This is a genomic window from Streptomyces sp. NPDC043812 (genome assembly GCF_056436245.1).
Window position 1 is genome coordinate 125,213 of record NZ_JBWKCY010000004.1, and the last position, 26,432, is coordinate 151,644.

The 26,432-nt window shown below is 72.1% G+C and carries 25 protein-coding genes; 18 read left to right on the top strand and 7 right to left on the bottom strand.

Annotation, left to right across the window (positions count from 1 at the left end):
* Positions 1–64: 64 nt before the first annotated feature.
* Positions 65–745, top strand: a complete 681-nt coding sequence (locus tag AC067Z_RS07820; protein ID WP_478788581.1) for a GntR family transcriptional regulator — start codon at positions 65–67, stop codon at positions 743–745.
* A 188-nt stretch (positions 746–933) separates the two neighbouring features.
* On the opposite strand, the gene AC067Z_RS07825 is transcribed toward AC067Z_RS07820, so the two are convergent.
* Positions 934–1,215, bottom strand: a complete 282-nt coding sequence (locus AC067Z_RS07825) for an HPr family phosphocarrier protein (RefSeq protein ID WP_478788582.1) — start codon at positions 1,213–1,215, stop codon at positions 934–936.
* A 171-nt stretch (positions 1,216–1,386) separates the two neighbouring features.
* On the opposite strand from AC067Z_RS07825, the gene AC067Z_RS07830 reads away from it, so the two are divergent.
* The 4 genes from AC067Z_RS07830 to AC067Z_RS07845 are packed head-to-tail and all read left to right on the top strand — an operon-like array spanning position 1,387 to position 7,103.
* Positions 1,387–4,557, top strand: coding sequence for a bifunctional acetate--CoA ligase family protein/GNAT family N-acetyltransferase (locus AC067Z_RS07830; protein ID WP_478788583.1), 3,171 nt, complete (start codon positions 1,387–1,389; stop codon positions 4,555–4,557).
* Positions 4,558–4,585: 28 nt separating this feature from the next.
* Positions 4,586–5,179 carry a DUF5998 family protein gene (locus AC067Z_RS07835; protein ID WP_478788584.1) on the top strand — a complete coding sequence of 198 codons (594 nt, stop codon included), beginning with the start codon at positions 4,586–4,588 and terminating at the stop codon, positions 5,177–5,179.
* Positions 5,179–6,381: an alkaline phosphatase family protein gene (locus AC067Z_RS07840; protein ID WP_478788585.1), complete on the top strand. Its 1,203-nt coding sequence runs from the start codon at positions 5,179–5,181 to the stop codon at positions 6,379–6,381. Before AC067Z_RS07835 ends, AC067Z_RS07840 begins: the two co-directional genes overlap by 1 nt.
* Before the next feature lie 47 nt (positions 6,382–6,428).
* Entirely contained in the window at positions 6,429–7,103 is a 675-nt protein-coding gene (locus AC067Z_RS07845) for a thymidine kinase (RefSeq protein WP_478788586.1), read from the top strand.
* A 12-nt stretch (positions 7,104–7,115) separates the two neighbouring features.
* Here the strand turns inward: AC067Z_RS07845 and AC067Z_RS07850 are convergent, their stop codons facing one another.
* Positions 7,116–7,886: a VOC family protein gene (locus AC067Z_RS07850; RefSeq protein WP_478788587.1), complete on the bottom strand. Its 771-nt coding sequence runs from the start codon at positions 7,884–7,886 to the stop codon at positions 7,116–7,118.
* 231 nt (positions 7,887–8,117) lie between these two features.
* Here AC067Z_RS07850 and AC067Z_RS07855 point away from each other — a divergent pair, with 231 nt between their 5' ends.
* Positions 8,118–8,948 carry a sulfurtransferase gene (locus AC067Z_RS07855; protein WP_478788588.1) on the top strand — a complete coding sequence of 277 codons (831 nt, stop codon included), beginning with the start codon at positions 8,118–8,120 and terminating at the stop codon, positions 8,946–8,948.
* A gap of 69 nt (positions 8,949–9,017) precedes the next feature.
* Here the strand turns inward: AC067Z_RS07855 and sepH are convergent, their stop codons facing one another.
* Complete coding sequence (gene sepH, locus AC067Z_RS07860) at positions 9,018–10,064, bottom strand: septation protein SepH (protein WP_478788589.1); 1,047 nt, start codon at positions 10,062–10,064, stop codon at positions 9,018–9,020.
* A 463-nt stretch (positions 10,065–10,527) separates the two neighbouring features.
* Here sepH and AC067Z_RS07865 point away from each other — a divergent pair, with 463 nt between their 5' ends.
* Positions 10,528–11,430 carry a hypothetical protein gene (locus AC067Z_RS07865; RefSeq protein WP_478788590.1) on the top strand — a complete coding sequence of 301 codons (903 nt, stop codon included), beginning with the start codon at positions 10,528–10,530 and terminating at the stop codon, positions 11,428–11,430.
* A gap of 12 nt (positions 11,431–11,442) precedes the next feature.
* On the opposite strand, the gene AC067Z_RS07870 is transcribed toward AC067Z_RS07865, so the two are convergent.
* Positions 11,443–12,771: a D-arabinono-1,4-lactone oxidase gene (locus AC067Z_RS07870; RefSeq protein ID WP_478788591.1), complete on the bottom strand. Its 1,329-nt coding sequence runs from the start codon at positions 12,769–12,771 to the stop codon at positions 11,443–11,445.
* On the bottom strand, positions 12,722–13,972 hold the full coding sequence (locus AC067Z_RS07875) for an MFS transporter (RefSeq protein ID WP_478788592.1): 1,251 nt from the start codon (positions 13,970–13,972) through the stop codon (positions 12,722–12,724). The genes AC067Z_RS07870 and AC067Z_RS07875 overlap by 50 nt, the downstream gene beginning before the upstream one ends.
* A 136-nt stretch (positions 13,973–14,108) precedes the next feature.
* On the opposite strand from AC067Z_RS07875, the gene AC067Z_RS07880 reads away from it, so the two are divergent.
* Positions 14,109–15,236, top strand: a complete 1,128-nt coding sequence (locus tag AC067Z_RS07880) for a ferrochelatase (RefSeq protein ID WP_478788593.1) — start codon at positions 14,109–14,111, stop codon at positions 15,234–15,236.
* 11 nt (positions 15,237–15,247) lie between these two features.
* Positions 15,248–16,048, top strand: coding sequence for an inositol monophosphatase family protein (locus AC067Z_RS07885; protein WP_478788594.1), 801 nt, complete (start codon positions 15,248–15,250; stop codon positions 16,046–16,048).
* A gap of 142 nt (positions 16,049–16,190) precedes the next feature.
* Here AC067Z_RS07885 and AC067Z_RS07890 read toward each other — a convergent pair whose 3' ends face one another.
* Positions 16,191–16,358: a hypothetical protein gene (locus tag AC067Z_RS07890; protein WP_478788595.1), complete on the bottom strand. Its 168-nt coding sequence runs from the start codon at positions 16,356–16,358 to the stop codon at positions 16,191–16,193.
* 321 nt (positions 16,359–16,679) lie between these two features.
* On the opposite strand from AC067Z_RS07890, the gene AC067Z_RS07895 reads away from it, so the two are divergent.
* The 4 genes from AC067Z_RS07895 to AC067Z_RS07910 all read left to right on the top strand — a co-directional run bounded on the left by AC067Z_RS07895 (position 16,680) and on the right by AC067Z_RS07910 (position 20,269).
* The gene (locus AC067Z_RS07895; RefSeq protein ID WP_005310963.1) at positions 16,680–17,333 is read left to right on the top strand and encodes a response regulator transcription factor; all 654 of its coding nucleotides are present in this window, start codon (positions 16,680–16,682) and stop codon (positions 17,331–17,333) included.
* Positions 17,334–17,338: 5 nt separating this feature from the next.
* Positions 17,339–18,577 (top strand): sensor histidine kinase, encoded by a 1,239-nt coding sequence (locus tag AC067Z_RS07900; RefSeq protein WP_478788596.1) that lies wholly within the window; start codon positions 17,339–17,341, stop codon positions 18,575–18,577.
* A 381-nt stretch (positions 18,578–18,958) separates the two neighbouring features.
* The gene (locus tag AC067Z_RS07905; protein WP_018848140.1) at positions 18,959–19,255 is read left to right on the top strand and encodes a DUF4193 domain-containing protein; all 297 of its coding nucleotides are present in this window, start codon (positions 18,959–18,961) and stop codon (positions 19,253–19,255) included.
* Positions 19,256–19,267: 12 nt separating this feature from the next.
* Entirely contained in the window at positions 19,268–20,269 is a 1,002-nt protein-coding gene (locus tag AC067Z_RS07910; RefSeq protein ID WP_478788597.1) for a hypothetical protein, read from the top strand.
* A gap of 13 nt (positions 20,270–20,282) precedes the next feature.
* Here AC067Z_RS07910 and AC067Z_RS07915 read toward each other — a convergent pair whose 3' ends face one another.
* The gene (locus AC067Z_RS07915; protein WP_478788598.1) at positions 20,283–20,741 is read right to left on the bottom strand and encodes a DUF3093 domain-containing protein; all 459 of its coding nucleotides are present in this window, start codon (positions 20,739–20,741) and stop codon (positions 20,283–20,285) included.
* A 58-nt stretch (positions 20,742–20,799) separates the two neighbouring features.
* Here AC067Z_RS07915 and AC067Z_RS07920 point away from each other — a divergent pair, with 58 nt between their 5' ends.
* The 5 genes from AC067Z_RS07920 to AC067Z_RS07940 all read left to right on the top strand — a co-directional run bounded on the left by AC067Z_RS07920 (position 20,800) and on the right by AC067Z_RS07940 (position 26,391).
* The gene (locus tag AC067Z_RS07920; RefSeq protein ID WP_478788599.1) at positions 20,800–21,420 is read left to right on the top strand and encodes a PaaI family thioesterase; all 621 of its coding nucleotides are present in this window, start codon (positions 20,800–20,802) and stop codon (positions 21,418–21,420) included.
* Positions 21,420–21,932, top strand: coding sequence for a dUTP diphosphatase (gene dut, locus AC067Z_RS07925; RefSeq protein ID WP_478788600.1), 513 nt, complete (start codon positions 21,420–21,422; stop codon positions 21,930–21,932). The genes AC067Z_RS07920 and dut overlap by 1 nt, the downstream gene beginning before the upstream one ends.
* 1 nt (position 21,933) lies before the next feature.
* Positions 21,934–22,713, top strand: coding sequence for a DUF3710 domain-containing protein (locus AC067Z_RS07930; protein ID WP_478788601.1), 780 nt, complete (start codon positions 21,934–21,936; stop codon positions 22,711–22,713).
* 134 nt (positions 22,714–22,847) lie between these two features.
* Complete coding sequence (locus AC067Z_RS07935) at positions 22,848–23,579, top strand: ABC transporter ATP-binding protein (RefSeq protein ID WP_478788602.1); 732 nt, start codon at positions 22,848–22,850, stop codon at positions 23,577–23,579.
* Positions 23,580–23,844: 265 nt separating this feature from the next.
* Positions 23,845–26,391: an ATP-binding protein gene (locus AC067Z_RS07940; RefSeq protein WP_478788603.1), complete on the top strand. Its 2,547-nt coding sequence runs from the start codon at positions 23,845–23,847 to the stop codon at positions 26,389–26,391.
* Positions 26,392–26,432 lie beyond the last annotated feature (41 nt).

Sequence of the window (26,432 nt, forward strand, 5' to 3'; positions counted from 1 at the left end):
AATAGAGTCACCGGACACGAGTCAATCGGCTGCGTTTCGCGCGGATCAAAGCGGAGGTTCGGTCATGCGCATTCCCGCGCACTCTGTATGCACAGCGATCCGCGACGACATCGTCTCCGGCGTATTCGAACGCGGCAGCCGGCTGACCGAGGAGCACCTCGCACGCCGCTACGGCGTCTCCCGCGTCCCGGTGCGCGAGGCGCTGCGCACCCTGGAGTCGGAGGGGTTCGTCGTCACCCGCCGCCACGCCGGCGCACATGTCGCCGAGCCCACCGAGCAGGAGGCGGCCGACCTGCTGGAGATCCGCATGCTGCTGGAGCCGCTCGGTGCCGCCCGCGCGGCACAGCGGCGCACCGAGGCGCATCTCAAGGTGCTGCGCGGCCTGGTGAGGCTCGGTCAGGAGCGTGCGCGCCGCGGGCAGGGCGAGGACCTGCGTTCCCTCGGCTCCTGGTTCCACGAGACGCTCGCGCAGGCGTGCGGCAGCCCGGGGCTGACGGCCCTGCTGATCCAGCTGCGCCACAAGATCGCGTGGATGTACTCGGTCGAGCAGCCTGCCGCACCCGTCGAGTCCTGGGCGGAGCACGGCGCCATCGTGGACGCCGTGGCGCGGGGCGACGTGGAACGGGCCCGGACGCTCACCGCGCTGCATGCGGAAAGGGCTGCGGGGGAGCACCGTCTGCGACGCCGGGCGGAGCGGGTGAGGACTTCGCAACATCCCGTAAACATCGCGAGCCTCCGCAATTAACAATCGAGCCGTATACAAAGGTGTGGTATTCGGTGGCGGCCATTTTTCGTCACCGGAATTGGGTCGGCGGAATTGAGTGCCCGAATTCGTGCTGCCCGTGAGGGAAAAGCCGGCGGGGGAGCCGGTGGGGGACGACAAAGCCGCGGCGCTCCGGAAGGAACGCCGCGGCTTTGTCGCGATACTGCGGATCAGACGGTCTCGGGGAGCTCGTCCAGACCCTCGGCCACCAGCTTCGCCAGACGGTCCAGCGCGACATCGGCGCCGTCCGCGTCGGAGGCGAGCACGATCTCCTCGCCGCCCTGCGCGCCCAGGCCGAGCACGGCCAGCATGGAGGCGGCGTTGACGGGGTTGCCGTCGGCCTTGGCGATCGTCACCGGGACACCGGAGGCGGTCGCGGCACGGACGAAGATGGACGCGGGGCGGGCGTGAAGGCCCTCGGCCCAGCCGACATTGACGCGACGCTCAGCCATGGTGTTGCCCTTCAGGTCTTGCAGGTCCTAATGGTTGTCTAGACCAGTCTCTCATGCGTTGGCGGGTGCTCCGCCGACGGCCCTGCCTGCGGCCGCACCGCCGAACGGCCCTCCCAGCGTGCCCGTGCGCAACCACCCACGCGACCCGTGCATCCGCCGTACGCTGCTCGCATGCAGACCTCGTCGGAGCACGCCTACCCTGATCACTGGGAAGCAGACGTCGTGCTGCGCGACGGTGGCACCGCACGCATCCGGCCCATCACCACCGAGGACGCGGACCGTCTGGTCAGCTTCTACGAGCAGGTCTCCGACGAGTCGAAGTACTACCGCTTCTTCGCGCCCTATCCCCGGTTGTCCGCCAAGGACGTGCACCGTTTCACCCACCATGACTACGTGGACCGGGTCGGGCTCGCCGTCACCGTCGGCGGGGAGTTCATCGCCACGGTCCGGTACGACCGGATCAACGCCCAGGGCAGGCCGGCGAGCGCTCCGGCCGACGAGGCCGAGGTCGCCTTCCTGGTCCAGGACGCCCACCAGGGGCGCGGAGTCGCCTCCGCACTGCTGGAACACATCGCGGCCGTCGCACGGGAGCGCGGCATCCGGCGGTTCGCGGCGGAGGTGCTGCCCGCCAACAACAAAATGATCAAGGTGTTCCGGGACGCCGGCTACACCCAGAAGCGCAGCTTCGAGGACGGCTCGGTCCATCTGACGCTCGACCTCGAACCGACCGCGGAGTCCCTCGCCGTGCAGCGCGGCCGCGAACAGCGCGCCGAGGCCCGCTCGGTCCAGCGGCTTCTCGCGCCGGGCTCGGTCGCCGTCGTGGGAACCGGCCGGCAGCCCGGCGGCGTCGGCCGCACCGCCCTGCGTAATCTGCTCGGTGCCGGGTTCACCGGCCGGGTGTACGCGGTCAACCGCGCGTTCCCCGAGGGAGCCGGCGAGCTGGACGGCGTGCCGGCCGTCCGCTCTGTCGGCGAGATCGGGGAGCCGGTCGACCTCGCCATCGTCGCCGTGCCCGCGGAGCACGTGCCCGCGGCCGTCGCCGACTGCGGTGAGCACGGCGTCCAGGGGCTGGTCGTGCTGACCGCCGGCTACGCGGAGAGCGGCGCGGGCGGCCGCGAACGCCAGCGCGAACTGGTGCGGCAGGCCCGCTCGTACGGGATGCGGATCATCGGGCCGAACGCCTTCGGGATCATCAACACGGCCGACACCGTCCGGCTCAACGCCTCTCTCGCCCCCGAGTCCCCGGCCGCCGGCCGCATCGGCCTGTTCACCCAGTCCGGCGCGATCGGCATCGCCCTGCTGTCCGGACTGCACCGACGCGGCGCGGGACTCTCGACGTTCATCTCCTCGGGCAACCGAGCGGACGTGTCGGGCAACGACTTCCTCCAGTACTGGTACGAGGACCCCGGCACGGATGTCGTCCTGCTCTACCTGGAGTCCATCGGCAACCCCCGCAAGTTCACCCGGCTCGCCCGGCGCACAGCGGCGGTCAAACCGGTCGTCGTCGTGAAGGGCGCGCGGCACAGCGGCAGCACGCCGCCCGGGCACGCGGTGCCGGTGACCCGTATCCCGGAGGCCACCGTCGGCGCGCTGCTGCGCCAGGCGGGCGTGATCCGCGTCGACACGGTCACCGAACTCGTCGACGCGGGTCTCCTCCTGGCGGGTCAGCCCCTGCCCGCGGGGCCGCGGGTCGCCATCCTCGGCAACTCCGAGTCCCTCGGCCTCCTCACGTACGACGCCTGCCTGGCGGAGGGGCTGCGCCCGCTCCCGCCGCGCGATCTGACGACGGCGGCCGCCCCTGCGGACTTCCGCGCCGCGCTCACCGAGGCACTGGAGGACGACGCGTGCGACGCCGTCGTCGTCACGGCGATCCCGTGGGTCGGCGAGAACGGCGTCACGGAGTCGGGCGACGGCGAGGTCCTGGCCGCGGCGCTGCGCGACGCGTCGGCCACGAGCCCGGCGAAGCCGGTGGCGGTGGTCCACGTGGAGATGGGTGCGCTGGCGGACGCCCTGGCCGCGGCGTCGAGCACGGCCCCGGCACGCGCCGCTGCGTCCCCGGCCGGAGTTTCTGCGGCCTCGACCTCCGCCGACGCGCCCGTCCCGGCCGTCGGCACCGGTGCGGTCGGCGCATCGCCCGGCACCCGGCCCGGCGAGGCGCCGGGCACGGACGGCCCCCCGCATGCCGTGACCGCAACGCCTGCCGGGCCCGTCAGGACCGGCCGGCCCGGCGCCGGGGCACCCGCTGTACCGGCGGCCGACGCATCGGCGGGCACCGGCTCCGCCCCAGGGACAGCCCCTGGCGGAGCAGGCGGCCCGCTCGGCCGTCCGCGCGCCGCGGCCTCCTTCGAGGCGCCGGGCGCAGTCGGCCGCCCGCGCGCCGTGGCCCCGGCAGTGCCCGGGGCGCCCGGCCACGACAGGGGCGTCGGCGCGCCCGGCCCGGAGGGCGGAAGCGGCGCCGCCCCCGCACGCGAAACGCGCATCCCCGCCTATCCCGCCGCCGAGCGGGCCGTGCGGGCCCTTGCCGAGGCCGTCGGGTACGCCCAGTGGCGTCGTCAGGCCGCCGAGCCCGGCAAGGTCCCCCAGTACGACGACATCGACGAGAGCGGCGCCGCCGGGCAGATCGAGCGGCTGCTCGGCAGGGAGACGGACACCCGCGGCTTCACCCTCGGCAACGCCGACGCCCACGAGCTGCTGGGCCGCTACGGGATCCATGTGCGGCCCGCCCTGCCTGCTTCCGACCCCGACTCCGCGGTCCATGCCGCCGCCCGCCTCGGCTACCCCGTCGCCCTCAAGACCACCGCGCCCCACCTCCGCCACCGAGCCGACCTCGGCGGCGTCCGGCTGGATCTGGCGGACGAGACCCAACTGCGCCAGGCCTACCACGAGTTGACCGAGACGCTCGGCAAGTCCGCCGAGCTGCAGCCCGTCGTGCAGACCATGGTGCCGCGCGGCGTGGACACCGTCGTACGCGCCACCATCGACCCCGCCGCGGGCGCCGTCCTCTCCTTCGGGCTGGCCGGTGCGCCCTCCGAGCTGCTCGGCGACACCGCACACCGCCTCGTCCCGGCCACCGACCGTGACGCGGCCGAGCTCATCCGGGGCATCCGCACCGCGCCCCTGCTGTTCGGCTGGCGCGGCTCCGCGCCCGTGGACACCGCCGCTCTCGAGGAGCTGCTGCTGCGCGTGTCACGGCTCGTCGACGACCACCCGGAGGTGGTCTCGGTCGGTCTCGAACCGGTGGTCGTCGCCCAGCACGGCCTCTGTGTGCTCGACGCCTCCGTACGCCTCGCTCCGCCGCCCGCGCGCAGCGACCTGGGACCCCGTCGGCTCCCCAGCTACTGAGCGCTCGGGACCCCCGCGGCCCCGTAGGATGGACCGCATGGCGAAGACCGGTACGACGACTCAGGGGCTGCGCGCGGCGATCGAGCGCAGCGGCTACTACCCGGCTCTCGTGGCCGAGGCGGTGGAGGCCGCTGTCGGTGGCGAGCCGATCTCGTCGTACCTGGTGCACCAGGAGACCACGTTCGACGCGAACGAAGTGCGCCGCCATGTCACGGTGCTGGTCCTGACGGAGAACCGGTTCATCGTCAGCCACACCGACGAGCAGACCGCCGACTCCAGCTCGCCCACGCCGTACGCCACCACGTCCACGGAATCGGTCAAGCTCGGCCGCATCTCGTCCGTGGTCGTCAGCCGCGTCGTCGCCAACCCCGAGTCGTACACCCCCGGCACCCTGCCCCGCGAGATCGTCCTGACCATCGGCTGGGGCGCCGTCTCCCGGCTCGACCTGGAGCCCGCGGCCTGCGGCGACCCGAACTGCGACGCCGACCACGGCTACACCGGGAGCTCCACCGCCGACGACCTCAGCCTGCGGGTCAGCGAGGCGGGGGACGGCCCGGACACGGTCCGCCAGACCCTCACCTTCGCGCAGGCGCTCTCCGAAGCCACGGCAGCCACGCGCTGATGGTCCAGCCTGTGCAGAGCGCTGTCTGGCCGGACGATCCGCAACCGCTCCCTCTCGACACCGCCCCTGTTCCCGAGTACGGCAGCGGCTCGCTCTCGGATCTGCTGCCCACGCTGGCGGCCGGTCAGGGCGTTCCCGGACTCGTGCAGCGCATTCCCGAGCTGACCCCGGCCGACCGGAACTGCGTGTTCCTGATCGACGGCCTCGGCTGGGAGCAGATCATCGCCCACCCGGACGAGGCCCCGTATCTGACCTCGCTGCTCGCCACGTCGCGCGGCGGCACCGGGCGGCCGATCACCGCGGGCTTCCCCGCCACCACCGCCACCTCGCTCGCGTCCGTGGGCACGGGCCTCGCGCCCGGCGCGCACGGACTGCCCGGCTACACGGCGCGCAACCCCGAGACCGGCGAGCTGATGAACCAGCTGCGCTGGAAGCCCTGGACCTCGCCGCGGGTGTGGCAGCCGTACCCCACGATCTTCCAGCTCGCGGACGAGGCGGGGGTGCACACCGCGCAGGTGTCGGCGCCGGCGTTCGCACAGACGCCGCTCACCAAGATCGCGCTGAGCGGCGGGACCTTCCACGGCCGGCTCTCCGGCGAGGAGCGCATGGACCTGGCGGCCGAACAGCTCGCCGGGGGCGACCGCTCGCTGGTCTACACGTACTACAGCGAGGTCGACGGGAAGGGGCACCGCTTCGGCGTGGACTCCGACGCCTGGCGCGGCCAGCTGATGTACGTGGACCGTCTCGTCCAGCGCCTGGCCGAACAGCTGCCGCCCCGCAGCGCCCTCTACGTCACGGCGGACCACGGCATGATCGACATCCCCTTCGACGAGCAGTCCCGGATCGACTTCGACGAGGACTGGGAGCTGCGCGCCGGAGTGGCCCTGCTCGGCGGCGAGGGCAGGGCCCGCCATGTGTACGCGGTGCCGGGCGCGGAGTCCGACGTGCTCGCGGTCTGGCGCGAGGTGCTGGGCGAGCAGTTCTGGGTGGCGGGCCGGGACGAGGCGATCGCCGCGGGCTGGTTCGGCGACCGGGTCGACGAGCGGGTCCACGGGCGGATCGGCGATGTCGTCGCCGCCGCCCACGACGACGTGGTGATCACCGCGTCGGTCAACGAGCCGCACGAGTCGGCGATGGTCGGCATGCACGGCTCCATGACCCCCGTCGAGCAGCTCGTCCCGCTCCTGGAAGTACGCCCGTAGTACTTCCCCGCCCCCCGCACACAGATCCGAAAGGCCCTCAACTTCCCATGCCCGAGCTGGTGTTCTTCTCCGGAACGATGGATTGTGGGAAGTCGACTCTCGCTCTGCAGATCGAGCACAACCGGTCCACCCGCGGCCTTCAGGGCATGATCTTCACCCGTGACGACCGCGCGGGCGAGGGCAAGCTGTCCTCCCGGCTCGGCCTGGTCACGGACGCGGTGGAGGCGGCCGAGGGCTTCGACTTCTACGCGTTTCTCGTCGGCCACCTGTCCAAGGGCGGCCGTTGCGACTACGTGATCGCCGACGAGGCGCAGTTCCTCGCGCCCGAGCAGATCGACCAGCTGGCAAGGGTCGTCGACGACCTGGACCTGGACGTCTTCGCGTTCGGTATCACCACGGACTTCCGGTCCAAACTCTTCCCCGGCTCGCAGCGGCTCGTCGAACTGGCCGACCGCGTCGAGGTGTTGCAGGTCGAGGCCCTGTGCTGGTGCGGAGCGCGCGCCACGCACAACGCCCGCACCGTCGGCGGCGTGATGGTGGTCGAAGGAGCGCAGGTCGTGGTGGGGGACGTCAGCCACTCGGCGGACGAGATCGGCTACGAGGTGCTGTGCCGACGGCACCACCGGCGCAGGATGACGGCCGCGACGGCACGCGCCGCGGCCCTGTCCCCGGACGTCCTGCCGGTGGAGCCGGACGAGGCGGCCGCGGCCGTGCGCCAGTGACCTGCCGCGCCTCTACGCTCCTGACCGGATGATCGTGAACGCCGCCCCTTCCAGGTCCACGACGGTCGCCTCGCGACCGTGAGGCCCCTGGGCGGGCGGCCGGATCACCTGTCCGCCGAGTTCCACGACCTGCTGTGCGGTGGCGTCGGTGTCCTCGACCTCGAAGTACGTCATCCAGTACGCGCCCCGGCCGCGCGGCATCGCCTGGCCGGCGCCGTGCACCGATGCCACGGGGCGCCCGTCCAGGAGGAGCGTCAGATGGTCCTCGTCGGCGGAGACCAGCGTCTGTGTCTCGTAGCCGAAGACCGCCTGGTAGAACTTGGCGACCGACGAGGTCTCGCGGGTGACCAGCTCGTTCCACACCGGAGTGCCGTGCGTGCCGTGGACGGCGGTGCCCGTGTGCGCGGCGGCCTGCCAGCTGCCGAAGACCGCACCTCCGGGGTCCGAGGCGATGACCAGGCGTCCCGCGTCCCCGGCGTCCAGCGGACCCACCCCGACCGTCCCGCCGCAGCTCCTGATCGCCTCTGCGGTGGTGTCCGCGTCATCGGTCGCCAGGTACGGGGTCCAGGCCACCGGCAGATGGCGATCGGCCGGCAGACGCCCGATCCCCGCCACTTCCTTGCCGTCGAGCATCGCGCGGACGTACGGACCCAGCTGATCGGGGCCGGGGGTGAATTCCCACCCGAACAGTGCCGCGTAGAACTCCTGTGTCGTGTCGATGCCGTGCACCATCAAGCTCACCCAGCAGGGTGTGCCGGGGGCGCGCCGAGTTGCCTCGGTCATCGTCTCTCTCCTCGGACCATCGTCGTGGCCGTGCCGGGGGGTGGGGCGGGTGCGTGGCACGCCGTGTGCGGGAAGGCAGCGCGCCGAGCAGATGCTTTCACCCCCTGGCGCCCGACGCGCCCCGGCCGCGCCGGATATGGCGGGTTCCCGCCGGAGGATGCCCGTTTTACGGCTGGTCATCCGCTTCGGAGGCGTTCCGTCGCGGCGGCCGGGTGCGCAAGGATGGCCTGCATGACACCGATCATCTCCGCAGCCGATCTTGCGAGTGAGCTCGCAGGCCCCACCCCACCGGTGCTGCTGGACGTCCGTTACCAGCTCGGCGGACCGCACGGCCGGCCCGCCTACGAGGCCGGGCACATCCCGGGCGCCGTCTTCGTGGACCTCGACGCGGAGCTGGCCGGCCCGCCCGGAGCGGGCGGTCGCCATCCGCTGCCCGCCACCGACGTCCTGGGCGCGGTCATGCGCCGCGCGGGCGTCTCCGCGGGCACGCCCGTCGTGGCGTACGACGGGGACAAGGGCTGGGGCGCGGCGCGCGCCTGGTGGCTGCTGCGCTGGTCGGGACATGCGGACGTACGGGTCCTGGACGGCGGTCTCGCCGCCTGGACGGGGCCGCTGGAGACCAAGGTGCCGGATCCCGTGGAGGGCGACTTCGTGCCCCGGCCGGGCGGCCTGCCGCTGCTGGACGCCGAAGGGGCGGCCCGCTTCGCCCGCGACGGTCTGCTGCTGGACGCCAGGGCGGGGGAGCGGTACCGCGGCGAGGTGGAGCCCATCGACCCGGTCGCCGGTCACATCCCCGGCGCCGTCTCGGCGCCGACCACGGCGAACGTGGACGAGGCGGGCCGGTTCCTGCCGCCCGGGGTGCTGGCCGAGCGGTTCGCCGGCCTCGGTGCCGGCGCCGACGTGACGACGGTCGGTGTGTACTGCGGCTCCGGCGTCTCGGCGGCGCAGCAGGCCGTGGCGCTCGAACTGGCGGGCTTCGTCCCCGCGTTGTACGCGGGCTCGTGGTCCGAGTGGTCGTCGGACCCCACCCGCCCGGTGGCCACGGGGCCCGACCCGTCCTGACTCCCGCGCACGAGGAGAGGGCCGGCGCACCTCGGTGCTCCGGCCCCCTCGTCGGCGTGCTGCTCCGCGCTACTCCTGCTTCTTACGGCGCGTCCCGAAGACGATCTCGTCCCAACTCGGCACGGCGGCACGGCGGCCGGGACGGACGCCGTCCGCCTCCGCCTGGCGGTCGGTCGTGCCTGTCAGACGGTCGCGATGACCTGCCACCGAACGCGGCATCAGCACATCCGCGTACGCCGAGCCCGCGCCGGCCGACGCCGCGGGAGCCACCGGCTCCTCCTCGGTCCCGGGCTCCTGCGCCGGCTCGATCGCCGCCGGTTCGGGCTGGGCCGGGCGCTCGGGCACGACCATGTCGCCACGGAAGCTCGGCACCGCCTCCAGCAGACTGGTGAGCGAGTCCCGCTCCGCGTTCTCCTCGGGGTCGGTCGAGGGGGCGACGGCTGGCCGCTCCATCTGGCGGTCCAGGGCACGGTCCAACGGCCGGTCCCTGGGCAGCCTCGCAATGCGCGGGACGAACGGGAAGCTCGGCTCCTGCGCGATCGTGTCGTCGGTCTCGCCGATGAGCGAGCGCGCCTCGTCGTCGACGGCCTGGACGAGCCGACGCGGCGGGTCGTACGTCCAGCTCGCCGAGTGGGGCTCGCCGGCGACCCGGTAGACCAGCAGGACCTCCCAAGTGCCGTCGTCGCGGCGCCAGGAGTCCCACTGCACGGTGTCCTTCTCGGCGCCGCGCAGCAACAGCCGCTCCTGCACCGCCTCGCCGAGCTGCGGTCCGGTGTTCTCGCCGGGACGGCGCACGGGAGTCTTGCGGGCCCGCTCCGCCATGAACGCGCGCTCCGCGAGCACCGGGCCCTCGAAGCGGCGCACCCGGTCGACGGGGATGCCGGCGAGCTGCGCGACCTCCTCCGCGGAGGCACCGGCACGTATACGCGCCTGGATGTCGCGGGGGCGGAGATGGCTCTCCACCTCGATCTCGATCTGGCCGAGGCGGGCGCGGTCGTTGCGTACGGCGGCACGCAGCCGCTCATCGATCGGAAGCGTGTATTCCGTGCTGTCCGCAGCCTTGAGCACCAGTCGTGTGCCGTCGTTGGAGACGGCCACGACACGCAGTTCGGGCATGGGGACCTCCCGGGTGGTGCCTGCCGACGTCACCTGCGTCGCTGCTTCCGCTAGTCGAGTGTGGCCTGCCCGGGTGCAGCCTGCCACAACCTTGCCGAGTTGCCCGGCGTGTCGGGCACAGGCCCTTGATCGCCGTTATGGCACGGTTATCTATTTGCCACTCAGAGTGATCGATGCTCACTCTGAGCGATAGATTTCCGTGCGGTGCCGCGGCGCCGCCGGATCGAGCGCCGCATTCGGCCCCCTACCTGGGGTCCGATCGCCATGGAGGCGGTCGGGTCCAGGGCTCGCCACAGTACTCCATTCGGGCCATGCGGGTGGACTGCCGCGCCGCCGAACTTCTCGCCGGGGGTGGGAGTTGGCCCCCGGAACCACCGGTGACCAGGTGTTGTGCTTCACAGAAACGGCAGAAGCGGAACTATTCACTTCGCTCATCTGTCCCTATCTGGTGCAGGACGGACAGATGGGCGGACAGAGGCCGGAGATGCAGCAGAAGCCGGACGACGGGATGAACCAGCACGAACAGGCCGACGGGCCGGGGGTGAAGGGAGCGCGGCGTATCGATCTGAGCGTGCCGCAGGTCGCGGGCAGCGCGCTCGCGGCGGTCGCCGCGGCCGTGCTTGCCTCCCGGCTCGGCGTCTACGGCACCATCATCGGCGCCGGAGTCGTCAGCGTCGTGGCCACCTGCGGTGGTCCGCTCTTCCAGCATCTGTTCAGCAGAACAGGCGAGCAGCTGCGCGAGGTCACGGCCCAGCCGAAGCCGAAGCCGAAGCCGGAGCCGAAGCCGAGGTCGAAGTCGAGGTCGCCCCGAGCTCCGCTGCCCGCGAGCGCCCAGGGCCTGCCGGACGCACAACGGCTGGTCACCGCCGGGGAGTTCGGAGCGGCGAGTACCTACAGCACCCGCAGGCGCCGGTGGAAGCGGCCCCTCGTCGCGGCCACCGTCGTCTTCGGTGTCGCCATGGCCGGTGTCACCGGATACGAGCTGGCATCGGGTGAGGAACTGAGCGGAGGGGCGGGCACCACGGTCGGCTCCGCGTTCGGAACGGGCGGCAACGGCCCGCGCGGTGGCGGGAATTCCCCGTCCCCTTCGAGTACGCCGTCCGCGACCCCGGACGCCGACGGGTCCGGTGAACCGGGCCGCGGCCAGGAGCAGAGCAGCCACCCGACCCCCGGCGACGACGAGGCGGCGGACGACTCCGGCGCCCACGGCACCGGAACGGCGACGCCCGCGCCCACCGGAACCGGATCTCCCGCCGAGTCCCCGGCGCCCACCCCGACCGCCACGACCCCGCCACCCACCGGCGCGGGCAGCTCCCCGCCGGTGGGCGACGGGGCACAGGACGCGGGCGGGACCGAGGCGCCGTGAGGCGGCCGGACCTCAGTCGCCCAACACCCGCCGCAGGTACGGGTTCTGGAACAGCCGCCCCGGATCGAGCCGGTCGCGCAGCGCCGTGAACTCGCCGAAGCGCGGATAGACGCCGGCGAAGTACTCCGCGTCGCGGGTGTGGATCTTGCCCCAGTGCGGCCGCCCGCCGTGGGCGGTCATGATCCGCTCGACGGCGGTGAAGTACGAGCGGTACGGCGTGCCGCGGTACATGTGGACCGCCACGTACGCGCTGTCACGGCCCGACGCCGTCGAGAGCGTGATGTCGTCGGCCGGCGCGGTGCGCACCTCCACCGGGAAGCTGATCCGCAGCGGCGACCGTTCCACCATCGCCTTCACCTCACGCAGCACCGACACGACGGACTCACGCGGCAGGGCGTACTCCATCTCCACGAAGCGCACCCGGCGCGGAGATGTGAAGACCTTGTAGGGGATGTCCGTGTACGTACGGGCGGACAGGGCGCGGCTGGAGAAACGGGCGATCGCCGGGATGGCCGCCGGGACCGCGCGGCCGAGTGAACAGGCCACCTGGAACGCCCCGTTGGACAGCAGCTCGTCCTCGATCCAGCCGCTGACCGCACCGGGCGGCGCCGCCGGGCCGGCGCTGCGGTTGTTGCGCTTGGTGTTGCAGTTGCCGGTGTGCGGGAACCAGTAGAACTCGAAGTGCTCGTTCTCCGCGTGCAGCGCGTCGAACTCCGCGAGCACCCGGTCGAAGGGCATCGGTTCCTCACGGGCCGTCAGCAGGAAGATCGGCTCCACGGCGAACGTGATCGCCGAGATGACGCCCAGGGCACCGAGACCGATCCGGGCCGCCGCGAAGACCTCCGGGTTCTCCTTCTCCGAGCAGGTCAGCAGCGAACCGTCCGCCGTCACCAGCTCCAGGCCCTTGATCTGCGCGGCGATCGACGCCGAGTCACGGCCCGTGCCGTGGGTGCCCGTCGAGGTCGCGCCCGCGACGGTCTGCTCCATGATGTCGCCCATGTTGGTGAGCGACAGGCCCTCGCGGGCGAGGGCCGCGTTCAGCCGCTTCAGCGGCGTGCCCGACTCCACGGTCACCGTCATCCCGGAGCGGTCGATCCGCCGGATCCCGGTGAGCAGATCGGGGCGGATCAGCAGCCCGTCGGTCGCTGCGACGGCGGTGAACGAGTGGCCGGAGCCGACGGTCTTGACCCGCAGACCGTCCTCGGCCGCCCGGCGCACCGCGTCGGCCAGTTCGTCGACCGAGGCCGGACGGGCCTCGCGCCGGGGCGTCGAGGTGACCGTGCCCGCCCAGTTACGCCACGTGCTGTTCACGCTCTTCGGACCGTTGAGAGTCCCGCTCACGCTGCCCCTCCCGCGTCGGCACCGGCCTGCGCAGCCGGCGGTACCCCAGGAACGCCACCACGGCCGCGAACACTCCCGCAATGCCGGGCACCGCGTACCCCGCAGCCGCTCCGTGCGCATCGACCACCCACCCGGCGGCCGAGGAACCCAGTGCCACACCGACGGCGAGTCCCGTACCGGTCCAGGACATGCCCTCGGTCAGCTTGCTCCGCGGTACGTGCGCTTCGACGAGGGCCATGGTGGTCACCATCGTCGGTGCGATGGCAAGGCCCGCGACAAAGAGCGCCACGGCCAGGAACGGCAGGCTCCCGGCCAGTTGGAGGGGGATCATACTCACGGCCATCGCGCACACGCCCAGCACCCACCTGCGGGAAGGCTCGCCCTTCAGGTGCAGCAGTCCGAAGACGGCCCCTGCGAGGCACGAGCCCAGTGCGTAGACCGCCAGAACCACGCTCGCCATGGCCTTGTGGCCCGCCTCCTCGGCGAACGCCACCGTCACCACGTCCACCGCGCCGAAGATCGCCCCGGTGGCGAGGAAGGCTGCGACCAGTACCTGGAGGCCGGGGGAGCGGAGCGCCGAGCCGCCGATGTGGTGCTCCGCCGGATGCGGCCGCGGCTCGGTGCCGCGCTGCGCGGTCAGCCACCAGACGCCGACGAGCAGGCACACACCGGCGATCAGCGGTCCCGCCTCGGGGAACCAGACCGTGGACAGCCCGATCGACACGATCGGGCCGACGATGAAGCACACCTCGTCGACGATCGACTCCAGCGAGTACGCGGTGTGCAGTTCCCGGGGTGAGCCGTGGAAGATCTCCGCCCAGCGCGCCCTGGTCATCGCGCCGACGCTGGGCACACAGCCCGCGGCCGCAGCGAAGACGAACAGCGTCCAGTCCGGCAGTCCCTGCTGGGCGCAGACCAGCAGGCCCGCGACGGCAGCGACCGACACCAAGGTCGCCGGGCGCAGCACCCGGCGCTGGCCGTGCCGGTCGACGAGCCGGGAGACCTGCGGGCCGAGCACCGCGGCGGACAGGGCGAGCGTCGCGGTGAGCGCCCCGGCCAGCCCGTAGCGCCCGGTGAGTTGCGAAATCATCGTGACGATGCCGATGCCCAGCATGGACAGCGGCATCCGGCCGAGGAAGCCCGCCGCGGAGAAGCCGAGGGTGCCGGGGGCGGCGAAGATCGCACGGTAAGGACTGGGCAAGGAGTTCTCCGGTAAGGCGTATGGGCAGCCTTCACAGATTACGGCCGAACGGGTGTCCGTGCACGGCCGTTTTCCCCGGGGCCACGGGCAGGGGCCTCCCGGCCACGGGCGGGGCCGGGGTGGCAGGATCGGCATCATGTCCGATCTGCGTGATCCCGCTCCCTACGACGCCCTCCTGCTGCTCTCCTTCGGCGGCCCCGAAGGACCGGACGACGTGGTCCCGTTCCTCGAGAACGTGACCCGCGGCCGGGGCATCCCCAAGGAACGGCTCAAGGAGGTGGGGCAGCACTACTTCCTGTTCGGCGGCGTCAGCCCGATCAACGACCAGAACCGCGCCCTGCTCGACGCCCTGCGCAAGGACTTCGCCGAGCACGGCCTGGACCTGCCGGTGTACTGGGGCAACCGCAACTGGGCGCCGTATCTGACCGACACCCTGCGCGAGATGACGGCCGCCGGACACCGGCGGATCGCCGTCCTCGCGACCAGCGCGTACGCGTCCTACTCGGGCTGCCGGCAGTACCGCGAGAACCTCGCCGACGCGCTCGCCGCGCTGGAGGCGGAGGGGCTCCAGGCGCCGCGTGTGGACAAGCTGCGTCACTACTTCAACCACCCGGGCTTCGTCCGCCCCATGATCGAGAGCGTTCTCGCGTCCCTCGCCGACCTGCCCGACGAGCTCAGGGCCGGCGCGCACCTCGCCTTCACCACCCACTCCATCCCGACCGCCGCGGCCGACGCCTCCGGTCCCGAGAGCGAGCACGGCGAGGGCGGCGCCTACGTACGCCAGCACCTGGACGTGGCCCGTCTGATCGCCGGTGCCGTGCACGACGAGACGGGCATCGAGCACCCCTGGCAGCTCGTCTACCAGTCCCGCAGCGGCGCACCGCACATCCCGTGGCTGGAGCCGGACATCTGCGACCACCTCGGTGAGCTGGACGCCGCCGGGGCGCCCGCGGTGGTCATGGTCCCCATCGGCTTCGTCTCCGACCACATGGAGGTCCTCTACGACCTCGACACGGAGGCCACCGCCAAGGCCGCCGAGCTGGGCCTGCCCGTCCGGCGCTCCGCCACCGTGGGCGCCGACCCGCGGTTCGCCGCCGCTGTACGCGACCTGCTGCTGGAGCGCGCCGCGTCGGAGCGCGGGATCGACGCCGAACGCTGCGCCCTCGGAGCGCTCGGCGCGAGCCACGACCTCTGCCCGGTCGGCTGCTGCCCCGCCCGGGCTCCCAAGCCCGCGGCCGCGGGTGCCGACAGCCCTTACGCGTGAAGGAGACCGCCGTGTCCGAGCCCCTGACGTCCGAACTGCTCACGCTCGCCCTCGAAGCCGCCCACCGGGCGGGCGCACTGCTGCGCGACGGCAGGCCGGACGATCTCGCCGTCGCAAGGACCAAGTCCAGCCCCATCGACGTCGTCACCGAGATGGACATCGCCGCCGAGAAGCTGATCACCGGCTACCTCACGGAGCACCGGCCCGACGACGGCTTCCTGGGCGAGGAAGGCGCTTCCAGCGAGGGCACGAGCGGGGTGCGCTGGGTCATCGACCCGCTCGACGGCACGGTCAACTATCTGTACGGGCTGCCCACCTGGGCGGTCTCCATCGCCGCCGAACTGGAGGGCGAGCCGGTCGTGGGCGTCGTGGCGGTCCCGATGCGGGGGGAGACCTTCCGGGCGGTGCTGGGCTCCGGGGCGTACCTCGGCGACCGCCGGCTGCGCTGCCGCCCGGCCCCGCCGCTGGACCAGGCCCTGGTCTCGACGGGCTTCAACTACGTCCACAACGTCCGCACCCACCAGGCGGACGTGGCGCAACGGCTGATCCCCCAGCTGCGTGACATCCGCCGCAGCGGCTCGGCGGCCGTCGACCTGTGCGATGTCGCCGCGGGCCGCCTCGACGGCTACTACGAGCGCGGCCTGCATCCCTGGGACCTGGCCGCGGGCGACCTGATCGCCCGCGAGGCGGGCGCTGTCACGGGCGGCCGTGCCGGAGAACCCCCGTCGGGCGACCTGACGGTCGCGGCCACGCCCGGTGTCTTCGAGCCGCTGCAGGCGCTGCTGGAGGACATGGGCGCCTGGCACGACTGACACCCGGCGCCCTGAGGGTGCCCTCCGGGGCGCGCGGCCGTCGGTGCACGCCTGCGCGCCGCGGAGGGCAACCCAGCCGCGAAAAAAGAAGAGCCCCGGCGCCGTCCCGCGGCGTCGGGGCTCCTCTCGTGCCCGTGCAGCGCTATGCGGCGCTGACCTGCACACCGTGCTCGGCGGCGAGGCGGTGCAGGTCGTCCAGCTCGGCCTGCTCGACATCCGCGAGGAAGTCGTCGCCCGTCTCGCGGGCCATCGTCAGATCGGTCTCCGCAGCCTTGATGCGCTGCAGAATTCCCGTGGTGAAAGCGTCCATGATGCGCCCCCTCGGCTAGGTCGGTGGCACGGGGGTGTGCCTGGGGTCCCCCTCGCCATGGGCGAGGGGCGGGTGATCAACCCTGGAACAGGTCGTGCTGCGCCACATACAAGGCGTGATCGGGGTGTGCAGTCGTCCTCCCCAAGGGTTCCCTCAGGGAAACCTCAACTGTCCCGGGAATCCGGGCTATTCCCCGGTGCTCTTGCCGCGTGGATCCGCCTTACAGCCGGTTTACGCGCGTAACGGGCAGGATGGGTGCGCACAGTCAGTGCAGAGGTCCGCCCTGTCGTCCCCGACGGGCTTGTAGGAAGGAACAGCGACGTGCGCGTACTCGTCGTCGAGGACGAGCAGCTGCTCGCCGATGCGGTGGCCACCGGACTGCGCCGGGAGGCCATGGCCGTCGACGTCGTGTACGACGGCGCGGCGGCCCTGGAGCGTATCGGAGTCAACGACTACGACGTGGTGGTGCTCGACCGCGACCTTCCGCTCGTGCACGGCGACGACGTGTGCCGCAGGATCGTCGAGCTGGGCATGCCGACACGGGTGCTGATGCTCACCGCGTCGGGCGACGTCAGCGACCGTGTGGAGGGCCTCGAGCTCGGCGCGGACGACTACCTCCCCAAGCCCTTCGCCTTCACCGAGCTCACAGCCCGCGTCCGCGCGCTCGGCCGGCGCACGACCGTGCCGCTGCCGCCCGTTCTGGAGCGTGCCGGTATCAAGCTGGACCCGAACCGCCGCGAGGTGTTCCGCGACGGCAGGGAGATCCAGCTCGCGCCCAAGGAGTTCGCCGTGCTGGAGGTCCTGATGCGCAGCGAGGGCGCGGTGGTCTCCGCCGAGCAGCTGCTGGAGAAGGCGTGGGACGAGAACACCGACCCGTTCACCAACGTCGTGCGCGTGACCGTGATGACCCTGCGGCGCAAGCTCGGCGAGCCGCCGGTGATCGTCACCGTGCCCGGCTCCGGCTACCGGATCTGATCCCCGTGGCCTCCGCGCCGGCGCCCCCCGAGGCGCCTCCGAAGCCGACGTGGGACCCCCGGGACCCCGTCCAGCCCCTGCTGCGACCGACCATCCGGATACGGCTCACGCTGCTGTACGGCGGAATGTTCCTGATCGCGGGCATCCTGCTGCTGTCGATCATCTATCTGTTCACCGCCCAGGCTCTGCACGACGGCAGCGGGCTGCCGTTCAAGCTGCTCCCGGACAGCAAGATCCAGCTGACGGACAACTCCTGCGAGGCGCTGCGGGCGGGCCTGTCGGCCGACGAGGCGAACGCCGCGCTGAAGGAGTGCTTCGCGCACCAGCGCGAGCTGGCCCTCGACGATCTGCTGCGCCGCTCGCTGTTCGCGCTGCTGGGGCTGAGCATCATCGCGTTCGCCTTCGGATACGCGATGGCCGGCCGGGTGCTGTCCCCGCTCGGGCGCATCACCCGTACCGCCCGCCAGGTGGCGGGCTCGGACCTGACCCGGCGGATCGAGCTGGACGGCCCGGACGACGAGCTCAAGGAGCTCGCCGACACCTTCGACGAGATGCTGGACCGCCTGGAACGCGCGTTCACCGCACAGCAGCGGTTCGTCGCGAACGCGTCGCACGAGCTGCGCACACCGCTCGCGATCAACCGCACGCTGCTGGAGGTGCATCTCTCGGACCCCGGAGCGCCGGTGGAGCTCCAGCAGCTCGGCCGGACGCTGCTGGCCACCAACGAGCGCAGCGAGCAGCTCGTGGAGGGCCTGCTGCTGCTCGCGCGCAGTGACAACGAGATCGTCGAGCGCAAGCCCGTCGATCTGGCCGAGGTCGCCTCGCGCGCGCTCGACCAGGTGCGCTCCGAGGCCGAGGCGCTGGGCGTGGAGATCCGCGGGGAGCGGGCGCCCGCCGTCGTGCAGGGCAACGGCGTCCTGCTGGAGCGGATCGCCCTGAACCTCGTGCAGAACGCCGTGCGCTACAACGTGGGCGACGGGGGCTGGGTGGAGGTCTCCACGGACGTCGATGCGGGCCAGGCCGTCCTGGTCGTCTCGAACACAGGGCCAGTGGTTCCCGCGTACGAGATCGACAACCTCTTCGAGCCGTTCAGAAGGCTGCGGCAGGACCGGACGGGCAGCGACAAGGGGGTCGGACTGGGGCTGTCGATCGCCCGATCCGTCGCCCGGGCCCACGGAGGCCGTATCATCGCGGAGCCTCGTGAGGGTGGCGGTCTTGTGATGCGTGTCACCCTTCCGGTCTGAGATGCTGAGCGACGTTCGCTTTAAGCGGAATTTTCGGGACCTGCTCCCGAGGGGTCCCTGTGCGATCGATCACAGGGGCGAATTTCGGGCCATCTACTCTCCGTGATCACAACTCCCGCCGGAACGCAGGGAAAAGTCCGAGTTTCCGGGGGGTGGGATCACGGGAAGTACACGGGGTGGCGCCTGTGAACTGCGCCCGTAGGACCGTGTACGGTCCCCATCGCCGTCCAACCCGATCAGTCTCGAGAGATCCGGTTGGGTGTCGATTGAGTAACAGACCTTGATGTGAGGCAAAATCTCCGCCTCAGGTCGGGCACAAGTCCGGCCTCTCACGCGTTACGAGCGCTGAGACACCGCAGACACCCAGAGGGGGAGAGCGACATGGCAACGGATTACGACACCCCACGCAAGACCGACGACGACGTCGATTCGGACAGCCTTGAGGAACTGAAGGCCCGCCGGAACGACAAGTCCACCTCCACGGTCGACGTCGACGAGTTCGACGCCGCCGAGGGCATGGAGCTCCCCGGAGCCGACCTGTCCAACGAGGAGCTGGCCGTCCGGGTCCTGCCCAAGCAGGCCGATGAGTTCACCTGCATGAGCTGCTTCCTCGTGCACCACCGCAGCCAGCTGGCGCGAGAGAAGAACGGCCAGCCGATCTGCCGCGACTGCGACTGAGGTCGGTCGCCAGTGGCAGGCGGGACACCGCCCGGGAAGCGGCGCTTTCGACGTCAGAAGCCGTCGGAGGCGTACCAGGGCGGTCCGGGCTCGGCACCGGACGCAGAGGCGTCCACCGGGCGCGACGGCGCCCTGATGCCGCAAGGCACAGGTGACGGGGTGGAGAGGGGCCGGCCGGCCCCGCTCGAAGCAGCCGGCCAGGCGGGGTCCCCGACCAGGGCCCGACGCCTGGCCGCCGTGCGCCACGGCATGGCCAAGGGCGGTGCGAGCGCCAGGGCAGGGCTCGCGAAGAGCGGCCGGGGCGCACGGACCACGATCGTGAGGACGACCGAGAACGCCAAGGCGGCACTGGCCCACCTCGCGGACCACCTCATCGAGAACGCACCCCGCGTTCCCGTGCGCGATCTGGCCACCTTGCGCAGGCAGTTTCCCGACCTCGGCCCCGAGCAGCTTGCCGACAAGCTGGTCGCGGGCGCGGCCAACGCCACCTCGACCGTCGGTGCCGGAATCGGCGCCGTCGCGATGATGCCGGTACCGCCGGCGATGCCGACCGAGCTCGCCGCCGAAGTCATCGGTGTCGGCGCCGTCGAGCTGAAGCTCGTCGCGGAACTGCACGAGGTCTACGGGCTGCGGCCGCCCGGCAATCTGAAGGACCGCAGCACCGCCTATCTGAACTCCTGGTCGTCCGAGCGCGGCATCGACCCCACCAAGCCCTCGACGTACAACGCCGCGATGGGCGGCCAGCTCAAGCGTCAGCTGCGACAGTCGATCATGAAACGCATGGTGCGCAATCTGCCGAACCTGATGCCGTTCATGGTCGGGGCCGCCGTCGGCGCCGTGATGAACCGCCGCGACACCAGGAAGCTCGCGGACCGTATCCGCCGCGACCTGCGCAACAGGCAGGTCCCGTGGGACGCGCTGCCGCAGCTCCCGCCCCTGGAACAGCCCAAGAACGCGCTGCCCGGCGACGTGCTGAGCGGCGAGAAGCGGCTCCCGCCCGCGACCGGGCACTGATCCGGGGCATCCCTCAGACCGCCCGGGCAGCCGCCAGCGTCTCGGCGAGCTCCACGGGTCGCCGCGTCGACAGATAGACGTACGGCGTCGGGTCCGCCGGGTCCGTGACCTCGATCCGGACGGCCGTCGGCACATAACTGCGCAGCAGCATGAACGCCCGAGGATCCGCTTTGTGCGAGCGCCACGCGCGCGCCTCCTCCGCGTCCAGCACCTCCGGGGTGCCGAGCGCCGAAACCGGGATCCGGGCGTCCCCCGCCACCAACGAGCCGGCCACCACCCGCACGCGGGCCGACCCGTACGAACTGACCAGAGCGCCCGCCAGCGCCCCCGCCACGACCACACCGCCGAGCATCGGCAGCGCGCCCAGCGGCAGCATCACCAGACCGCCGGAGATCCCGACGAGAGCGGTGATCACCCACCACGAACGGGGGGCGGTGAGGCGTTCGGAGAACTGCGGGGCGGAAGGCTGCATGAATCCAAGCTTGGCACGGCGCGACCGGCGGGTATCCGCGCGGGTAAGGTCTGCGGCTGTGAGTAACGCGAACCCCCGGGGGGCGACCCCCGGACCCCCGGCAGGCTCCACGGCGCTGACCCCGCCCGCGGACGCCACGGCACCGGTCCGGCATCCCGACGCCCCGGCCCCCGGTGAGCTGCTCGGCGCCCACTACGACCACTGCTTCGGCTGCGGAGAGGGACAGTCGCAGGGACTGCATCTGGCGGCGCGGGCCGAGGAGGGCGTACGCGTCACGGCCGAGTTCACCGTCAAGTCCGCGCACCAGGGAGCCCCCGGGCTCGCCCACGGCGGCGTGCTGACCACCGCGCTCGACGAGACGCTCGGCTCGCTGAACTGGCTGCTGCGGGTGATCGCCGTGACCGGGAAGCTCGAGACCGACTTCGTACGCCCCGTGCCGGTCGGCACTGTGCTGCACCTCGACGCCGAGGTCACCGCCGTCGCCGGTCGCAAGATCTACTCGACGGCCACCGGCCGGATCGGCGGCCCCGACGGCCCGGTCGCCGTGCGCGCGGGCGCCCTGTTCATCGAGGTCAAGGTCGACCACTTCATCGACAACGGCCGGCCCGAGGAGATCCGGGCGGCCATGGCCGACCCGGACCAGATCCGGCGCGCCCGCGCCTTCGAGGTGAACCCCTGATGCGTGAACCCGTCGACGTACTGATCCGCCGCGTGGACCCCGAGGTCCCGCTCCCGGCGTACGGGCACCCCGGTGACGCGGGTGCCGATCTCGTGACCTGCGAAGCCGCCGAGCTGGCGCCCGGCGAGCGCGTGGTCCTGCCCACGGGGGTGTCGATCGCGCTCCCCGACGGGTACGCGGCGTTCGTGCACCCGCGCTCGGGTCTCGCTGCCCGTTGCGGAGTGGCCCTCGTGAATGCCCCAGGGACGGTGGATGCCGGGTACCGTGGGGAGATCAAGGTGATCGTGGTCAATCTCGACCCGCGCGAGAGCGTGCGGTTCGAACGGTTCGACCGGATTGCCCAACTGGTCGTCCAGCAGGTCGAGAAGGTGCGCTTCCACGAGGTGGCGGAGCTTCCCGGCTCGGCGCGGGCCGAGGGGGGCTTCGGGTCCACCGGCGGTCATGCCGCCGTGGACGGCTCTACGGGTGGGAATCGATACGCTTCGGTCGTATCCGACCGGGAAGGACAGTGACGTGTTCGGACGTCGCAAGAAGAGTGGTTCCGCCGAGGATGCGGCGGACGCAGCGGGCGAGGCCGAGCGAGTCGCCGACGAGTCTGCCGAGCTCGACACGGATGCCGGGGAGAGCGGAGCCCGCCGGGCGAACCTCCCGCCGGCGCCCCGGCCCGACGGCCCCTGGGACGTCTCCGAGGTATCAAGGCCCGGCGAGGGCCGGGTCGATCTGGGCGGCCTGTTCGTGCCCGGAGTCGAGGGCATGGAACTGCGCGTCGAGGTCGCGGGCGACGCGATCGTCGCCGCGACGGTCGTGCTGCGCGACAGCGCCGTGCAGCTGCAGGCCTTCGCGGCGCCCAAGAAGGAAGGCATCTGGGGCGAGGTCCGCGAGGAGATCGCCTCGGGCATCACCCAGCAGGGCGGCATCATCGACGAGGTCGAGGGTCCGCTGGGCTGGGAGCTGCGGGCCCAGGTGCCGGTGCAGCTGCCCGACGGCACGGGCGGCGTACAGCTGGTCCGCTTCATCGGTGTCGACGGACCGCGCTGGTTCCTGCGCGGTGTGATCTCCGGGCAGGGCGCGGTGCAGCCGCAGGCCGCCGGACTGCTGGAGCAGATCTTCCGGGACACCGTCGTCGTACGCGGCGAGGGACCGATGGCGCCCCGCGACCCGATCGTCCTCAAGCTGCCGGACGACGCGCAGATGGTGCCCGAGGGTGTCCAGCAGGAGGACCAGGAGGGCTCGCGTTTCTCCGGCGGCATGGGCCAGCTCCAGCGCGGACCCGAGATCACCGAGGTCCGCTGACCCCAGCTGACGGTGGGCCGCACTCCTGGTCGGGAGTGCGGCCCACCGGCCTTTGTCCGCACGGCCGTTGCCCCTTTGTCCGGCCCCTGCACATACTGTGCCCGCAACGATCCGATGCGTACGGGGGGCCGAGCATGACCGTGAGCAGCAGTGCGTCCGGGGGAGCAGCAGTAGTCGGCGGACCGGGCGGTGCGCCGATGGTGCGCGTGGAGAACGTGCACCGTTCCTACGGCACCGGTGCCGCGGCCGTGCACGCCCTGCGGGGTGTCTCCTTCGAGGTCCCCCGCGGTGAACTGGTCGCGCTCAAGGGCCGCTCCGGCTCGGGCAAGACCACCCTCCTGAACGTGGTCGGCGGGCTGGACAGCCCTGACGAGGGCCGGGTCACCGTGGACGGCACGGCACTGTCCGGCCTCGGCGAGGACGGCCTGCTCGAACTGCGCCGTGACCGCATCGGTTTCGTTTTCCAGTCCTTCGGTCTCATCCCGATCCTGACCGCAGCGGAGAACGTGGGCGTCCCGCTCCGGCTGCGCAGGGCCCCCGCGCGTGAACGCGACGAACGCGTGGAGCTGCTGCTGGCCCTCGTCGGTCTCGCCGAGCACGCGGCCCAGCGCCCGGGGGAGCTGTCCGGCGGCCAGCAGCAGCGCGTCGCCATCGCCCGCGCACTCGCCAACCGTCCCGCACTGCTCATCGCCGACGAGCCGACGGGCCAGCTGGACGCGGAGACCGGACTGTCGGTGATGGAGCTGCTGCGCGCCGTCGTACGCAGCGAAGGCGTCACGGCGCTGGTCGCCACGCACGACGCCCAGTTGCTGGACCTGGCGGACCGGGTGCTGGAACTGAGCGACGGCGAGATCGTGGAGCACTGACGACGGCGAGATCGTCGAGCGCTGCCGGGACCTGCCACCCGGCCGCTCCATGGCCCCGCCCGGCCCCGCGCACCGGCCGCTCCATGGCGACGCGGATGCGTCGCACCGGCGTCCCGCCCCGGCCCGGCGCATCAGAATCGCGTCAATACGCACCGTGGAGTCCCTCCGCGTCCCTTTCGGCCGCCCTGGTGGACGTAGGGTCGACGCTGCGCGGAGCGGCAGTCGCAGCCGATGCGCGACGCGGCACACAGAAGACAATGAGGCCATGGGACGCGGCAAGCTACGGATCTACCTCGGTGCGGCGCCAGGAGTCGGCAAGACGTACGCCATGCTCTCCGAGGCACACCGGCGCCTGGAGCGCGGCACGGACTGCGTCGTGGCCCATGTCGAGCACCATGACCGGCCGCGCACCGAGGTGCTGCTGCACGGTCTCGAGCAGATCCGGCACCGCGAGCTCACCCACCGCGGCGCGTCGTTCACGGAGATGGACGTCGACGCCGTGCTGGAGCGCCGCCCCGCGGTCGCCCTCGTCGACGAGCTCGCCCACACCAATGTGCCCGGCTCGCGCAACGCCAAGCGGTGGCAGGACATCGAGGAACTGCTCGCCGCGGGCATCGACGTCATATCCACCGTCAACATCCAGCACCTCGAGTCACTCGGGGACGTCGTCGAATCGATCACCGGCGTGCGCCAGCGCGAGACGGTCCCCGACGAAGTCGTGCGCAGGGCCGACCAGATAGAACTCGTCGACATGGCGCCGCAGGCGCTGCGCCGCCGGATGGCGCACGGCAACATCTACACGCCGGACAAGGTGGACGCCGCACTGTCCAACTACTTCCGGCCCGGCAACCTCACCGCCCTGCGCGAACTCGCCCTTCTGTGGCTCGCCGACCGCGTCGACGAGTACCTCCAGCAGTACCGCGGCGAGCACAACATCCGCTCCACCTGGCAGGCCCGCGAGCGCATCGTTGTCGGTCTCACCGGCGGCCCCGAGGGCCGTACGCTCATCCGCCGTGCCGCACGGCTGGCCGAGAAGGGAGCGGGCGGCGAGGTCCTCGCCGTCTACATCGCCCGCAGCGACGGGCTGACCTCGGCCTCGCCCAAGGAGCTCGCCGTACAGCGCACCCTCGTCGAGGATCTCGGCGGCACGTTCCACCACGTCATCGGCGACGACGTGCCCTCCGCCCTGCTGGAGTTCGCGCGCGGCGTCAACGCCAGCCAGGTCGTCCTCGGCTCCAGCCGCCGCACGTCGTGGCAGTACCTCTTCGGTCCCGGCGTCGGCGCCACCGTGGCCCGCGATTCGGGCCCCGACCTCGACGTCCACATCGTCACGCACGACGAGGCGGGCAAGGGCCGCGGGCTGCCCGGCGCCCGCGGAGCCCGGCTCGGCCGGTCCCGCATCATCGCAGGCTGGCTCGTCGGCGTCGTCGCCCCCGTCCTGCTCAGCCTGGTGCTGACCAGCATCGAGAACGGTCCCGGGCTCGCCAACGACGTCCTGCTGTTCCTGTTCCTCACCGTCACCGCGGCGCTCCTCGGCGGGCTGCGGCCCGCACTGGCCTCCGCGGCCGTCGGCTCGCTGCTGCTGAACTACTACTTCACCCCGCCCACCCACACCCTCGACATCGCCGAACCGAAGAACCTCGTCGCCATCGTGATCTTCTTCGCGGTGGCGGCAGCGGTCGCCTCCGTCGTGGACCTGGCGGCCCGCCGCACCCACCAGGCCGCCCGGCTGCGGGCCGAGTCCGAGATCCTCTCCTTCCTCGCGGGCAGTGTGCTCCGCGGGGAGACGGCGCTCGACGCCCTCCTGGAGCGGGTCCGGGAGACCTTCGCGATGGAGTCCGTGGCCCTGCTGGAGCGGGCCGGCGACGTCGAACCGTGGACCTGCACCGCGAGCGTCGGCCCGAGGCCGGCCACACGTCCCGACGACGCGGACGTGGACATGCCGGTCGGCGACCACATGGCGCTCGCGCTCTCCGGGCGCGTCCTGCCCGCCGAGGACCGCCGCGTGCTGGCAGCCTTCGCCACCCAGGCCGCGGTCGTCGTCGACCGCCGTCGGCTGGTGGACGAGGCGGAGGCTGCCCGCGCGCTCGCCGAGGGCAACCGGATACGCACCGCCCTGCTCGCCGCCGTCAGCCACGACCTGCGCACCCCGCTCGCCGGGATCAAGGCCGCCGTCACCTCTCTCCGGTCCGACGACGTCGCCTGGTCGGAGGAGGACGAGGCCGAGCTGCTCGCCGGCATCGAGGAGGGCACCGACCGGCTCTCCCACCTGGTCGGCAATCTGCTCGACATGTCACGGCTGCAGACCGGCACCGTCACCCCGCTCATCCGTGAGACGAGCCTCGACGAGGTGATCCCGCTCGCCCTTGCCGGTGTCCCGCCCGAGAGCGTCGTCCTGGACATCCCCGAGACGCTGCCCCTTGTGGCCGTCGACCGCGGGCTGCTGGAACGCGCGGTCGCCAACATCGTCGAGAACGCGGTGAAGTACAGCCCTGACGGCACGACCGTCACCGTCGCCGCCAGCACGCTCGGCGAACGCCTCGAACTGCGCGTGGTGGATCGCGGGAACGGGGTCCCCGACGAGGCGAAGGACCGCATATTCGAACCGTTCCAGCGCTACGGCGACGCCCCGCGCGGCGCGGGCGTCGGCCTCGGCCTCGCGGTCGCGCGCGGCTTCGTGGAGGCCATGGGCGGCACGCTGAGCGCCGAGGACACCCCCGGAGGCGGCATGACCATGGTCCTCACCCTCGCCGCCGCGCCGGGAGGGGGCGGGACCGGCTCCACCGAGATGCCCGCGCAGGCGACGACATGACGGCGCCCGGCACGTCGCTCGGCAGCGGAGGCCGCCCTGCG